The organism is Pedobacter sp. B4-66 (assembly GCF_018492665.1).
In the GTDB taxonomy this organism is placed as follows: Bacteria; Bacteroidota; Bacteroidia; order Sphingobacteriales; family Sphingobacteriaceae; genus Pedobacter.
Map to the genome: position 1 here is coordinate 1 of NZ_JAFVME010000003.1, position 12,114 is coordinate 12,114.

Here is a 12,114-nt window from a genome sequence, read left to right on the forward strand (position 1 = left end):
TAGCTAATCACTACAGGGTTTTCTTGTTTATAGCCAGTTTGTAATTTATGCATGTTTGTAATACTAGCCTCTTATATTCTCTCTGCTGAATACAGACGGTAGTAAAATCCTCATTAATCTTCATACTCTTTTGTTTCCATATTAAAGGTTACAATTATTGCTAAACTTTAACGATATATAAGTTCTTGACTCTAGCAATTTTCAATACATTTTTCGCTATTATCTTAATTATGTTACAAATTATGAAAATAAATATTTCATAATGACAATGCATATGATTAAGTTTAGGTTAAACACAAACACACAATATGAAAAAGAAACTATTAACTGCAATCGCAGTATTGGCTTCCCTATGCGGGTATGCCCAAACAAAAGGAACCAGTACATTAGGGCTGGGTATCAATGTATCGACAACTACAACTGAATTCAATGGTCAACCTGTTAACGAAAGTAAAACCAAATATAATTGGTTTTCACTTGGTTACGGATTGTTCATTAAAGACAATACCAGAATTGGTATTGATTTATTATATGGTAAAGAAAAAGGAAGTGATCTCAATAAGAAAAGTTATGGTGGGAATGTTACTTATCAACAATATTATCCCCTGATAAATAAATTATATGCGTACGCAGGTGGTAAGGGAGGGTATAGTTATGCGAGCCAGAGATCTTATAATCCTGACTCTTATTATAATAATACTAAATCTAATCAATATACTTTAGGAGTATATGGCGGTGTTACATGGTTTGTATCTAAAAGATTTGCATTTGAAACTACATTGTTATCTGCAAATGCAAGCTATTCTAATTATAGGCAAAAACAAAAGGATGCTAGTTTGTTAGAAAATAAATTCACTAATTTTAATATAGCAACCGAAGGTGCTCTTAGTAATTTAGGTTTTAAAATATACTTATTGTTCTAATCTATTTTAATCTCAATTTTTATAAGGCTGTACAAATATTTAATTTGTACAGCCTTTTTTTGTTATTTCATATCGAGGATAAAATTCGCTAAATTTAAGTGTTATGAGTAAATCTGCTAAATATCCCTCCTCCCAAAAGAAGATTTTTGTTCTTGATACTTCTGTTATTTTATATGACCATAATGCATTTAACAATTTTCAGGAGCATGATGTAGCCATTCCTATTCAGGTCCTTGAAGAGCTTGATAACATGAAAAACGGCAATGAAACTCGAAATGCAGAAGCCAGGAGTTTTATTCGTTTGATGGATAATGCATCTGGGAATAAAATAATGAACCAGTGGATTCCATTAAATGGGAGTAAAAGCGGAAGATTTAAGGTGGTAATGGATAATAAACCTGACCATGCTGATGCTGAAGCCATTTTTGGAGCAGGGAAATTTGATCATCGTATTTTAAATGCTGCATTAAGTTTAAGGCAGGAATTTCCTGAAAAGAAAGTCGTACTGGTATCGAAAGATATTTGTTTGCGTTTAAAAGCGAAATCTCTAGAGCTTTATGCCGAAGATTATGAAACTGGAAAGATCAAAAATGTAGATGAACTGTACACTGGTAAAACTGTCCTTACTAAAGTTCCTGAAGAACTTTTGGCTGAACTCAAAACTGAAGGGAGTATTAGCACGGAACTTCTTGACATTGCTCCTCAATCTCCAAATCATTTCTGCATACTGAAAAACAGCCGAAAAACTGCAACAACATGGTTTGATTCCAAAACACAGCGTTTGTATCCGGTAGCCTCAAAGAAAATATTCAATATAGCACCAAGAAATTATGAGCAGTCGTTCGCTGTACACGCCTTACTAAATCCTGAGATTAAACTGGTAACTATTCAAGGCAAGGCAGGTACAGGTAAAACGCTTTTGGCTATAGCAAGTGCACTGGAACAACGGAAAGATTATAGACAGATTTATGTAACAAGGCCGATTATTCCTTTGAGTAATAAGGATATAGGTTTTTTACCCGGTGATGCTAAATCAAAGATTGATCCTTATATGGCACCCATTTGGGATAACTTAAGATTTATAAAAGAGCAATATAATCATGATTTAAAGATGCAAGTAAGGATAGATGAGTTTGTAACTACAGGTAAAATTGTAATTACTCCGCTTGCTTATATAAGAGGAAGAACGCTTTCTAAAATCTTTTTTATTGTAGATGAAGCTCAAAACTTAACTCCACATGAAATTAAAACAATAATTTCGCGGGCAGGAGAAGACACCAAGATCATATTTACTGGCGATATCTATCAAATAGATACACCTTACCTTGATGCCGAAAGTAATGGTTTGTCTTATCTGATAGAAAATGCAAAGAACCATCAGCTGTATGCGCACATTACCTTAGATAAGGGCGAACGTAGTGAATTGGCAAATCTTGCAAATGATTTATTGTAATTAGAATACTAAACTTATTATTGTTTATGCTTAAAAAAACTATCATGATGAAGAATATTATATTTTTCATTCCATTTCTAATGATCATATCCTGCAAACAAAAGAAAGAAGTTGCAAGTCAGCTTGTTGAAGATCCTCATTCTTTTTCAAAACCATCTATGGCAGTTGTAGAACATCTGAATTTAGATATAAAAGTGAATTTTGAAGATCAGCAAATTAGCGGAAAGGCTGTTTGGACAATAAACAACAAGGCTAAGTCGAATGAAATTATTTTTGATGATAGTAAGCTTAACATTTCAAAAATTACTTTAGGTGCAGAAGAAAAGGAAACTACATTTAACTATGGCGAGGAGAAGGAATATATTGGAAGAGCATTAAAAGTAGCAATCACGCCTGAAACAAAATTAATAACTATTTACTATACAACTAATAAGGACGCAAGTGCATTGCAATGGTTAAATCCACACCAAACAGCAGGTAAGATGCGTCCGTATTTATTTACACAGTCGGAAAGTATAGCTGCCAGGAGCTGGATACCTTGTCAGGATAGTCCTGGTATCAGATTTACATACAATGCAACAGTTACTGTTCCAAATGATTTATTGGCTTTAATGAGTGCAGAAAATCCGGAAGTAAAAAACACAACAGGCGTTTATCATTTCAAACAAATTCATCCTATTCCTTCTTATTTATTGGCATTGGCTGTAGGTGATATTGCATTTAAGGCTGTAGATGAACGTACCGGAGTGTATGCTGAGCCATCGGTATTGGCAAAAGCTGTATACGAGTTTGCTGATATGGGTAAAATGGTACATGCTGCCGAGAAATTATACGGTCCGTACAGGTGGGGAAGGTATGATTTACTTGTATTGCCACCAAGTTTTCCTTTTGGTGGTATGGAAAATCCTAATTTAACTTTTATTACTCCGACTGTTATTGCTGGTGATCGGTCTTTAGTAAGCATAATCTCGCACGAATTGGCACATAGCTGGAGTGGTAATTTGGTTACAAATGCCACATGGAATGATTTTTGGCTTAATGAAGGATTTACTAATTATTTTGAACGGAGAATAGATGAAGAGATTTTTGGTAAGCAAGAAGCAGAGATGCAAGAAGAGTTCGCGAAAAAAGCATTAGAGGATGCTGTAAAAGAGATGGGTGATACAAGTAAGGATATTTATTTGAAAACTGAATATGCTGGCAGAAATCCTGATGATGGGACTAATGATATAGCATATGAAAAAGGTTATTTCTTTTTACGTACAATTGAAGCAGCAGTAGGTAGACCAAATTTTGATGCATTTTTAAGAGGCTATTTTGATAGTCATGCATTTCAGTCTGTTTCTACAGAACAGTTTCTAACGTATTTGAATGAAAATCTAATTAAAGGAAATGCTGATCTTGAGAAAAAGATTCGAGTAAATGATTGGGTTTACGGGCCTGGCATTCCATCAAATATTGCCTATGCTAAAGGTCTGTGGGCTAAAGGAGGTAAGTTCTCTAAAATTGATAGTTTAGCATCAGCATGGAATAAAGGGAAACTGACAGATACTTCAATTTTAACTAAAGAAATTGGAACAAGTAATGAGAAAAAGTTCTTTATCAATATGTTGCCTCAAGAAATGACTGTAAAACAGATGACTGATTTGGATCGTCAGTTTAATTTTACTGGCTCTAATAATACTGATATTCAGTTAGCTTGGTACACTTTGGCTATTCGAAACCAATATATGGTTGCTGATAAAAGAATAGAGGATTATTTAATAGAAAATGGAAGAATGTGGCACATTATTCCTTTGTATAAAGAAATGATGAAAATACCTGGAGGCCTAAAAAGGGCCAAAGAGATTTACAAAAAAGCAAGGCCTAACTATCACCCGATGACTTATCAGGCAATAGATAAGCTTTTAGATTAGAGTATTTTATTCTCTTTTAATTCCTTCTTAAGTTCTTTTAGATCTCTTTGGAAATCTTCTTTTAGTTCTTTAAGGTCTTCTTTCATTTCTTTTCTTGCCTCTCTTTTGTCTGAAGCACTGTCGTAAATGTCATTTTTGAAATTGTCAATTATCTCTTGTTTTTCAAGTTGGTAGTCCAATTTTAAAGAAGAAAGATCCATGTCATACGTATACTTATCCATATCGCCGGAATAAGGGCTTGCAGTTAGTGTTAAGTTTCGCTTAGAAGGATTTAATATTTCCAATTCCTTGATGGCCATATTAGCCAGTTCTTTAGGCATTGATTTTTTTATCTGCTTTTTCATTTCTTTGAATTCCTTAGCAGTTAATGTTTTCTTTACTGAATCAGTTGGTTGATTCTGTGTGGCAAATAATTGCATACACGGAAACAAGAAGAGGATAATTAAGACAGCTTTCATAGTTAAAATAGATTTGTTATTACAATGTATGTAATAATTTAAAGATTTAGCAGTCTAAAAATAAATGGAATATAGTTGGGGCTAATTGTAGCATGATAGCAATTAATCTCGTTATATATAAAAATAACAGTTTATTAATCAGATCAACCCAATTATATTATGGATTCACTACACCCTTTTCACCAAAACTTAGAACATATTAAGAATGATGCATCTTCAGGATTTCTTGTTGTTGATAGCGATGATATAGCGCAAGTGGAATCACTGGCTATCATGTTCCCAAAACTAACTAGTCTGATCAAAAAGAATGGGAATAAGAATTTTTTAATCAATTTCCGGGATGAGCAACAAAGGTCACTTATTGTGATGGTAGTTTCAAAGAATGGAATCCCTATGGCAAGTTAAAGGTTCTTTTTACCTTTAGTTAGGGTAGCACCTAGACTTGCTATAATCACAAAAAATACAGCTAACCATTGATAAAAGGAGAGGTGTTCACTTAAAAATACTATTCCGCATAATGCAGCAGCAGCGGGCTCAAGGCTCATTAATATGCTAAAAGTACGTGCTGGTAATTTTTTAAGCGCCCCAATTTCTAAAGTGAAGGGGATCGCGCTTGATAACAATGCCAGTGCGCCACCACTTAAAAGCATTAAGGGCGTGAAATTGGCTAAACCACCACTTCCAAAACCAAACGGAACTACCACAATGGCAGCGAATATCATACCCACTGCAACAGCTTGCTCTCCATCCATTATTTTAGCTATTCTACCACCAAGAACAATATAGCCTGCCCAAAAACCTCCGGCAAGCAGGGCAAGTGATGCCCCAAGTAAATCAATTCCTTTCCCTGTCCAAGGGGCTATAAATGCTATTCCAATTGCAGCTAATAATACCCAAAAAAAGTCTAACAAGCGTTTAGATCCACTAACAGCTAATAAAAGCGGCCCAATAAATTCCAGGGTTACACCTAAACCTAAAGGAATTCTTTCTATTGCCATATAGAAAATAACATTCATTAACCCTAATGATACGCCATATGGAATTACAGCTTTCCATTGTTTTTTGGTCAACAGTTTTAAATTTGGCCTATAAGCAAACAATAGAATAATTGCCGACAACCCAATTCTCACCGAAGCGGTACCAGTTGCACCAAGTGCAGGAAATAATCCTTTAGCTATAGCAGCGCCCCCTTGCACGCTAATTATAGATAATAGTACGGCAGGTAGTGGCGGTATATTTATTAATTTATTGGTGCTCATGGGTAAGGGGGGGAATCAGGATGCAAATCTAAGGATTTCATTAAACAAAAAAGCACCGAAATCCATCGGTGCTCTTTTTTATCAACTAAACCTAAACTATAAATACTAACCAAATATTTATGCCTCAAAGATAAGGTTGATAGTAATAAGCAAATGTTAAGAAATGTTAAACTTTTATAGACTTGCTACAAATGGCGCTTTTCTAACAAATTGAGTCGAAGAAATCTGATCTATAAGAAAGAACGCAAGATCGGTAGTGCTAATCTTTTCTCCAGGATTATCTTCAAGGCTCACAACTAGATTCTTTATCTCATCTGTTTGTTCTATCCAAGGTAATCTTACCATGGTCCAATCTAAGGAGCTATTTGCTATGATTTCAAAAGCCTTTTCTTTGTCAGCAACAAATACCGGGAAGGTTTCTTTCATCCATGTTGATGCCTGAATGGTCTTCTGACTTTTCTTATCTCCAGGTACATCTATGTTTAAGCCGGTTAAGAATATATATCTTTTGATTTGCTGCTTTTCCATTGCTTTTATAATGTTTTGTGCTGCTACACTGGATATTAGTGGCTCATCTTTGGCTTGTCCGATAGCACTAATTACTACTCCACAACTTTCAATTAGTTTGTTTGCTGTTTCTAAATCTTTAATATCTCCACTTACAATTTTTAAATTGGGATGGATGATAGTATAAGTAGATGGATTTCTGATTAATGCTTTAACTGTATAGCCTTGATTTAATAGTGTTTTTAGTAAGTAGCTTCCAGCTTTCCCGGTTGCGCCAATTAGGGCGACTTTTATATGATTAGTCATTTTAAAAATTCTGATGTGAAAAGAATAATTCTTTCTAAATATTAATAGGTAGATGATTTTAACGTAGAAAAAAGGTCAATAAAATACCTTTCCCGTTATGGGTTTGAATTTTTGATAATCCTATTTAGATATGTAACTAATGTTAATATGATTCAAATTTATAAAATAATCTGACATTGGGTAGATTAAACTGCAACTATCTTTTTCTGAGATCAAGTCTTAGATTTCATTATCTTTAATTATTGTTATTTGTAGCGTAATTAAAAATTTAATCGTTTTAAGGTTATGAAAAAGATATTAATCCTATTGTTTGTTGGACTTGCCATGGTAAGTTGTAATACAGCAAAACAGGCAGGTGGCAAAAACTTAATTAAACTTAGTGGTAAGGTTGAAAAGTTAGGTATGACTACCTTTCAGTATGGTACACATACCTTGCAAGTCGATTCCAAAACCTATGCACTGAGAAGCAGCAAAGTTGATTTAAACACCTACGTAGATAAAGACGTTACTTTAAAAGGAACTAAGGTTGACGGATATCCCGTTGAAAATGGTCCGGAGCTAATAGAAGTTGTGGAAGTTACTTCTAAATAGAACGGGAAACTTTAAAAGGTTATCTTCGCGAAAAAAAGTTTAAATGCTAGAGATTGTTTATCAGGATGACCACTTAATTGCGATTAATAAACCTCATGGCTTACTTGTACATCGTTCCTCAATTGCTAGTGATGCAAAAGAATTTGCATTACAGCTTTTAAGAGATCAGGTAAACAGGTATGTGAGTCCGGTTCATCGTTTGGATAGGAAAACAGGTGGTTTACTATTATTTGCATTTGAAAAGGATGCTGAAATTGCCATGCATCAGCAGTTTCAAAACGGTCTGGTTCAAAAGAAGTACCTTGCAATTGTTAGAGGCTATGCACCCGATAGTCAGGATATTGATTATCCATTAGTAAAAGAAAACGGAGCAATTCAGGAAGCTTTTACTGCGTTTGTTACTCTAAAAAGAGCTGAGTTAGATGTAGCTCTTGGAAAGCATCCAACTTCAAGGTACTCTTTGGTAGAAGCAACTCCAACAACAGGAAGGATGCACCAGCTTAGAAAGCACTTTGCGCATATTTTTTACCCCATTATTGGTGATCGCAAACATGGCTGCAATAAGCAAAATAAGCTGTTTAAGGAACAATGGGAGATGACAACCATGCTATTGCATGCTTCTGAACTTATATTTAAGCATCCGGTAACGAATAAAGAAATCCACCTTAAGGCCCCTTTACAGGATGAGTTTAATAGAGTAATGGACTTAATGAAATGGCGATAAATTAATCATGATTAATGTTACTTGTGCGATAATAGTAGATGATGCCGGTAGTGTACTTGTTACACAGCGCAGTGCCATCATGAAATTGCCATTTAAGATTGAATTTCCAGGAGGAAAAATTGAACCGGGTGAAACAGCTTCAGATTGCCTTGTACGGGAAATAAAAGAGGAGTTAAATTTAGATATCAAAACTCTATTTGAAATGCCCTCCAACATCCATCATTATGTGGAGTTTTCAATTAATCTGATCCCTTTTGTTTGTAAGATAATTGGAGGTTCTATTGAGCTGCGAGAACATGCATCATATCAATGGTTGAATCCATCGGAACTGTCAGATCAGGATTGGGCAGAAGCAGATGTTCCTATAGTTGATAATTATTTAAATAGTATCTAAGGAGTATTATGCAAAAACGCCCGATATCGAACATTTAGTTTGGTATCGGGCATTTTTATGGAGTATTGTTTTTGTAATTGGTTGTTTATTAGTTTTTTAAGTTTGGTATTCGACTTGTAATGCTTTGTCCAAATAGACCACTGATGGACAAACCAATTGAAGAAGAAGTTACAGCAAAAAGAAAGAAGAAAACAAGGATAATTGTATTCATAATAGTGAGTGTAATTATTGGGGGTGTATTCACTTTACGCGCCTATATTAAACCATCAATAGCAACCACTGAATTTACAACAGCAGTAGCTGAAACAGGCAACATAGAAAATACGATAAATGCTACTGGAGAAGTACTCCCTGAATTTGAAGAAGTACTAACCAGCCCTATAAATGCTGCAGTAAGAAATGTATTAATGGATGCAGGTACAAAGGTTAAAGCCGGAGAATCTATTCTTACTTTGGATAAGTCATCTGCCGAAACTGAGTTCGATAAACTAAAGTTTCAGATCGAATCCAAAGAAAATGAAATCAAAAAACTAAAGCTTGATCTCGAGAAAACCTTTTACGATATCAATTCTAACAATAACATCAAGCAACTTCGTATTGCAAATTTTAAAGATGCAGTTGCAAGCGCACAACGGTTGTATAAAGCAGGTGGGGGCACAAAAGAAGACATCGAGCAAGCTCAGTTAAATTTAAAAGTAGCTGAGCTTGAAAAGCAGCAGCTTGAAAATGAGATCAAAAACAAGCAGCAAACTATGAAAATAGAGATCAGAGAGGCTGAAATTGCTTTGGCTATTCAAAAGAGTGATCAGCAAGCCCTAAAGCGTAAACTTGATCTGGCCAATGTGATTGCCACACGAGATGGCGTGGTAACCTGGGTAAATAAAAACATTGGGGCTAGTATAAAGGAAGGTGAGTCTTTAGCTAGAATCGCAAACCTCAGCAGTTATAAGGTTACAGGCAGTATATCTGATAACATGTTAGATCAGCTTCATAATAACATGTATGCCATAATCAGAATAAATGATACTCAACTTAGGGGATCGGTTTCCAGTGTTTCTCCGGCTGTAAATAATTCAATTGTTTCGTTTGAAGTTCAGCTGGATGAAAAGAACAATAAATTGCTTAGACCAAATATGAAAGTTGATGTTTTCCTGATTACAGAAACTCGTAACAAGGTAATTCGCGTTGCGAATGGGGCAGCTTTTAAAGGTTCAAATCAACAAGAAGTTTTTGTATTAAATAATGGGAAAGCTGTACGAAGAAGTGTAAAAACCGGGCTTAGTAACTTTGATTATGTAGAAGTGATAAGTGGTATAAAAGCGGGCGAGACAGTGATCACTTCTGATATGAGTAAGTACGAGTATTCAAAAGAAATTTCAATCACTAATTGATCATAAGCATATGAAAATCATTTTCACAGCGGCTTTAATGATCATGAGCTGTTTTAATGCCTGGAGCAAAGATAATAGTAGTGTATATATCCATGTAGAGTCGGATACCTTAAGGCTAACTTTAAATGAAGTAGTAGAAAAAGCTAAATCCAATTCTATTGCCTCAAAGCAAGCTACTACTGTTAAAGAAACCAAGTATTGGGAGTGGAGAACATTTAAGTCTAATTATCAGCCTCAACTAGCTTTAAGCGGTATTTTACCAGGATATAATAAAACATACTCGCAAGTACTTCAACCAAATGGTACGGTAGCTTTTCAACCAATAAGAAATGATAACTCTTCACTGACGCTCGATTTTAGTCAGAGCTTGGCCGCAACAGGTGGTACTATTTATGGTACCACCCAATTACAACGCTTTACTGATTTTGACAGAGATAATGTATTATACAATGGAACTCCATATGGTATTGGGTATATACAACCTTTGTTGCAGTTTAATAGCCTTAAATGGGATAAAAGAATAGCACCCTTAAAATACAATGAGAGTAAGCAAGCTTATATAGAATCTCAGGAACAAATTTCTGTAACAGTGACGGGGTATTTCTTTGACTTGCTGCTTGCACAGGTGAACCTGCATATTGCGGAAACCAATTATACAAACACAGGAAACATCTTAAACATAGCCAATACGAAGTTTGAATTGGGTAAAATCTCCAAAAATGAGATACTGCAGTTACAGCTTGAACAGGTAAATGCTAAAAAAGCTGTGGGAACGGCAAAGCGAGATATGGAAATTGCAACACTCAATTTAAGAAGCTATGCCGGAATAGAAGGAGATGATAGAATTGTGTTGACAATGCCAGAGGCGGTAAAGCGTGTTGAGGTATCATCGGAAAGAGTTCTGATAGAAGCATTTGAAAATCGTTCTGATGCCATAGCTTTTGTAAGACGTATTGCGGAAGCGAAAAGAGATGTTGCAAAAGCTAAGGGAGAAAATGGACTTACAGCTACTTTAAAAGCTAATCTGGGGTTTTCTAGTGCAGGCAGTAATATATTAGATGTTTACCGCTCACCTAAAAGTCAGCAATCTGTTCAATTGCAGTTGGCTATTCCTGTACTTGATTGGGGCAGATCTAAATCGAGAACCAAAACGGCAGAGGCGAATCAGCAATTTACCATTTATGAAGTAGAGCAGGATAAGCAAACCTTTAAACAACAGATAGTAACACAGGTTACACTTTTTAATATGATGAAGGAGCAATTGGAATTAACTGCTCAGGCTGATAGGATTGCTTCCGAAAAATATCAGATTGCAAGTGAACGCTATGTTTTAGGTAATCTGAGTATTACAGATCTGAGTATAGCATTTCAGGAAAGTGATAGGGCCAAAAGGGATTATGTAGCCTCATTAAGAGATTTTTGGGGAGCCTACTACCAGTTAAGGTATCTGTCGTTGTATGATTTCGAAAAAAATGAAAAAATAACTTATAAATAAATCTTAATTACTAATTATACATTATGATACGTTTACAAAATATTGAAAAGGTGTATCGCACCGATACTGTCGAAACACTGGCTATTAATGGCATTAGCTTAGATATTGCAAAAGGAGAGTTCCTATCGATAATGGGACCTTCGGGCTGTGGTAAAAGTACACTGCTTAATATTATGGGATTATTGGATGAGCCATCCAAAGGGAGTATTAAAATTGCTGACCAAGATATTACTAAATTCTCTGATCAGCAGTTGGCAAAATTCAGGAATCAGAAACTAGGTTTTATATTTCAGAGTTATCATCTGATCAACGATTTACAAGTGCTGGATAACGTAGAGCTTCCACTGCTTTATCGTGCAGGCTCTGCTAAAGAGCGTAGAGAACTGGCTACTGAAGCTCTGGCGAAAGTTGGGTTGAGCAATAGGATCAAACACTTTCCCACCCAGCTTAGCGGAGGGCAACGTCAGCGTGTAGCGATTGCCAGGGCTATTGTTGGTAATCCTCAGATTATTCTTGCAGATGAACCTACAGGTAATCTGGATAGTGCTATGGGAAATGAGATTATGGATATCCTGATTAACCTAAACAGGAATGATGGAACAACCATAGTGATGGTTACTCACGATGAAAACATGGCGCATAAAACACATCGTTTGGTGCGTTTATTTGATGGTTCTCAAGTTCAATAACCCGTATA

At 35.4% G+C, this 12,114-nt stretch carries 13 protein-coding genes; 10 read left to right on the forward strand and 3 right to left on the reverse strand.

Annotated features, from left to right (window positions below; translation table 11 throughout):
- The first annotated feature begins 308 nt into the window (after window positions 1–308).
- The 3 genes from J1905_RS04520 (at window position 309) to J1905_RS04530 (ending at window position 4,292) form a co-directional block, all read left to right on the forward strand.
- Window positions 309–923, forward strand: coding sequence for a hypothetical protein (locus J1905_RS04520; protein WP_214226051.1), 615 nt, complete (start codon window positions 309–311; stop codon window positions 921–923).
- 103 nt (window positions 924–1,026) lie between these two features.
- Window positions 1,027–2,376: a PhoH family protein gene (locus J1905_RS04525; protein ID WP_214226052.1), complete on the forward strand. Its 1,350-nt coding sequence runs from the start codon at window positions 1,027–1,029 to the stop codon at window positions 2,374–2,376.
- 44 nt (window positions 2,377–2,420) lie between these two features.
- Window positions 2,421–4,292 carry a M1 family metallopeptidase gene (locus J1905_RS04530; RefSeq protein ID WP_250317997.1) on the forward strand — a complete coding sequence of 624 codons (1,872 nt, stop codon included), beginning with the start codon at window positions 2,421–2,423 and terminating at the stop codon, window positions 4,290–4,292.
- Here J1905_RS04530 and J1905_RS04535 read toward each other — a convergent pair.
- Window positions 4,289–4,750 carry a hypothetical protein gene (locus tag J1905_RS04535; RefSeq protein WP_214226053.1) on the reverse strand — a complete coding sequence of 154 codons (462 nt, stop codon included), beginning with the start codon at window positions 4,748–4,750 and terminating at the stop codon, window positions 4,289–4,291. The genes J1905_RS04530 and J1905_RS04535 overlap by 4 nt on opposite strands.
- A 159-nt stretch (window positions 4,751–4,909) precedes the next feature.
- Here J1905_RS04535 and J1905_RS04540 point away from each other — a divergent pair, with 159 nt between their 5' ends.
- Window positions 4,910–5,155: a hypothetical protein gene (locus J1905_RS04540; RefSeq protein WP_214226054.1), complete on the forward strand. Its 246-nt coding sequence runs from the start codon at window positions 4,910–4,912 to the stop codon at window positions 5,153–5,155.
- Here J1905_RS04540 and J1905_RS04545 read toward each other — a convergent pair.
- Both J1905_RS04545 and J1905_RS04550 read right to left on the reverse strand, forming a co-directional pair.
- The gene (locus J1905_RS04545) at window positions 5,152–6,009 is read right to left on the reverse strand and encodes an EamA family transporter (protein WP_214226055.1); all 858 of its coding nucleotides are present in this window, start codon (window positions 6,007–6,009) and stop codon (window positions 5,152–5,154) included. The two genes, J1905_RS04540 and J1905_RS04545, sit on opposite strands and share 4 nt — an antisense overlap.
- 174 nt (window positions 6,010–6,183) lie before the next feature.
- Window positions 6,184–6,822 carry an NAD(P)-dependent oxidoreductase gene (locus J1905_RS04550; RefSeq protein WP_214226056.1) on the reverse strand — a complete coding sequence of 213 codons (639 nt, stop codon included), beginning with the start codon at window positions 6,820–6,822 and terminating at the stop codon, window positions 6,184–6,186.
- Between the two features lie 285 nt (window positions 6,823–7,107).
- On the opposite strand from J1905_RS04550, the gene J1905_RS04555 reads away from it, so the two are divergent.
- The 6 genes from J1905_RS04555 (at window position 7,108) to J1905_RS04580 (ending at window position 12,106) form a co-directional block, all read left to right on the forward strand.
- The gene (locus J1905_RS04555) at window positions 7,108–7,413 is read left to right on the forward strand and encodes a hypothetical protein (protein ID WP_214226057.1); all 306 of its coding nucleotides are present in this window, start codon (window positions 7,108–7,110) and stop codon (window positions 7,411–7,413) included.
- 43 nt (window positions 7,414–7,456) lie between these two features.
- Window positions 7,457–8,137 (forward strand): pseudouridine synthase, encoded by a 681-nt coding sequence (locus J1905_RS04560; protein WP_214226058.1) that lies wholly within the window; start codon window positions 7,457–7,459, stop codon window positions 8,135–8,137.
- Between the two features lie 7 nt (window positions 8,138–8,144).
- Complete coding sequence (locus J1905_RS04565) at window positions 8,145–8,531, forward strand: (deoxy)nucleoside triphosphate pyrophosphohydrolase (protein WP_214226059.1); 387 nt, start codon at window positions 8,145–8,147, stop codon at window positions 8,529–8,531.
- 143 nt (window positions 8,532–8,674) lie between these two features.
- On the forward strand, window positions 8,675–9,922 hold the full coding sequence (locus J1905_RS04570) for an efflux RND transporter periplasmic adaptor subunit (protein WP_214226060.1): 1,248 nt from the start codon (window positions 8,675–8,677) through the stop codon (window positions 9,920–9,922).
- A gap of 10 nt (window positions 9,923–9,932) precedes the next feature.
- Window positions 9,933–11,417, forward strand: coding sequence for a TolC family protein (locus J1905_RS04575; RefSeq protein WP_214226061.1), 1,485 nt, complete (start codon window positions 9,933–9,935; stop codon window positions 11,415–11,417).
- A gap of 23 nt (window positions 11,418–11,440) precedes the next feature.
- A complete protein-coding gene (locus J1905_RS04580; RefSeq protein ID WP_214226062.1) occupies window positions 11,441–12,106 on the forward strand; it encodes an ABC transporter ATP-binding protein in 666 nt (221 codons plus the stop codon).
- Window positions 12,107–12,114: the final 8 nt, after the last annotated feature.

What these genes read in the sequence shown, in the direction of transcription:
- J1905_RS04520 (WP_214226051.1), top strand. Translation starts at nt 309, where the DNA reads ATGAAAAAGAAACTATTAACTGCAATCGCAGTATTGGCTTCCCTATGC.
- J1905_RS04525 (WP_214226052.1), top strand. Translation starts at nt 1,027, where the DNA reads ATGAGTAAATCTGCTAAATATCCCTCCTCCCAAAAGAAGATTTTTGTT.
- J1905_RS04530 (WP_250317997.1), top strand. Translation starts at nt 2,421, where the DNA reads ATGATGAAGAATATTATATTTTTCATTCCATTTCTAATGATCATATCC.
- J1905_RS04535 (WP_214226053.1), bottom strand. Translation starts at nt 4,750, where the DNA reads ATGAAAGCTGTCTTAATTATCCTCTTCTTGTTTCCGTGTATGCAATTA.
- J1905_RS04540 (WP_214226054.1), top strand. Translation starts at nt 4,910, where the DNA reads ATGGATTCACTACACCCTTTTCACCAAAACTTAGAACATATTAAGAAT.
- J1905_RS04545 (WP_214226055.1), bottom strand. Translation starts at nt 6,009, where the DNA reads ATGAGCACCAATAAATTAATAAATATACCGCCACTACCTGCCGTACTA.
- J1905_RS04550 (WP_214226056.1), bottom strand. Translation starts at nt 6,822, where the DNA reads ATGACTAATCATATAAAAGTCGCCCTAATTGGCGCAACCGGGAAAGCT.
- J1905_RS04555 (WP_214226057.1), top strand. Translation starts at nt 7,108, where the DNA reads ATGAAAAAGATATTAATCCTATTGTTTGTTGGACTTGCCATGGTAAGT.
- J1905_RS04560 (WP_214226058.1), top strand. Translation starts at nt 7,457, where the DNA reads ATGCTAGAGATTGTTTATCAGGATGACCACTTAATTGCGATTAATAAA.
- J1905_RS04565 (WP_214226059.1), top strand. Translation starts at nt 8,145, where the DNA reads ATGATTAATGTTACTTGTGCGATAATAGTAGATGATGCCGGTAGTGTA.
- J1905_RS04570 (WP_214226060.1), top strand. Translation starts at nt 8,675, where the DNA reads ATGGACAAACCAATTGAAGAAGAAGTTACAGCAAAAAGAAAGAAGAAA.
- J1905_RS04575 (WP_214226061.1), top strand. Translation starts at nt 9,933, where the DNA reads ATGAAAATCATTTTCACAGCGGCTTTAATGATCATGAGCTGTTTTAAT.
- J1905_RS04580 (WP_214226062.1), top strand. Translation starts at nt 11,441, where the DNA reads ATGATACGTTTACAAAATATTGAAAAGGTGTATCGCACCGATACTGTC.